The organism is Mesorhizobium sp. M7A.F.Ca.CA.002.04.1.1 (assembly GCF_004022805.1).
Classification (GTDB): Bacteria; Pseudomonadota; Alphaproteobacteria; order Rhizobiales; family Rhizobiaceae; genus Mesorhizobium; species Mesorhizobium ciceri.
The window spans coordinates 1-985 of record NZ_RZPL01001152.1 but is presented as its reverse complement, the minus strand read 5'-3'; the positions used below and the strand labels follow the sequence as shown (position 1 = coordinate 985).

2 protein-coding genes are annotated in these 985 nt (G+C 68.0%); both read right to left on the bottom strand.

The window, feature by feature from the left end; all coding sequences use genetic code 11:
- Window positions 1-375, bottom strand: a 375-nt coding sequence (locus ENZ75_RS32920) for a pseudouridine-5'-phosphate glycosidase (protein WP_206617169.1), incomplete at its 3' end; no start/stop codon positions are given.
- Window positions 376-449: 74 nt separating this feature from the next.
- A partial coding sequence (locus tag ENZ75_RS32915) for a PfkB family carbohydrate kinase (protein WP_245481354.1) occupies window positions 450-985 on the bottom strand: 536 nt, incomplete at its 5' end.

The following is a 985-nucleotide window of genomic DNA, read 5'->3' as shown; positions in this document are numbered from 1 at the left end:
CACTTTTATGCCGACCATATGCGCCGCGATCATCGTGGCGGCGACCGTGGTGCCGCCGGTGCGCCCTTGCGCCACGGCAAAACCGAGATCGGCGCGCGACAGCTTCATCGCGTCGCCCGTCATCGCCAGCGATTCGCGCTCGCCGTCCGAAAGCCCGATCTTGATGCGGCCGCCAACCACGGCGATCGTCGCCGGCACGGCGCCGCCATCGCTGATGATCTTTTCGACATCGGCCGCCATGGCGCCATTGTCGGGGTAGGGCATGCCATGGGTGATGATGGTGCTTTCCAGCACCACCACCGGCCGGCCGTCGGCCAGGGCCTGCGCCACCGGCGCGTGGATGTCGATGAAGGGGCGGGCGGTCTCAGGGGTCATCAAGGTCTCCTATCCGGAATGCGGCGCGTCCGTCGGACGCTCGGCAACATCGCGGCACTATGAATTCGCCGGTCTCATGCCATTTCCCTGGCATCCGGCACAAGAGCCAACGCTTCCGCGAAGCTCGCCGCGGTGAACTCCGGAACGGCGGCGGCGCTTTCGATGGCAAGCGTCGCCCCGGCAATGCCTTCGCGCAGAGCTGCCCGCAACGGCAGTCCGCGCAGCAAGGCAGCGACCGTTGCGCCTGCCAGCGCATCACCGGCGCCGGTGACGTCGGCGACCTTTCTTGGTGGCGGCGGCAGGATAGAGAAGGCGCCGGCTTCATCGAAGCCCAGCATGGGCCCGCCGCCTGCCGTCACCACGCCGCTGACGAGGCCGCTGCATCGCAACCCGTCGACGACCTCGCGCTCCGTGGCATTCGCGGCGACGCCGGCCAGCGCCATGGCCTCGCGCCGGTTCATGAAGACCAGCGAAAGCTCCTTCAGCACCGGTAGCAACCGCACCACCTTGGCCGGCGAAATGGCAATCGCGAAAACCGGCTTGCCCGCAGCGAGCGCGACCAGCCGTTCCAGCGCCGAAGAGGGCAGATTGGCGTCGCACAGGATCGCGT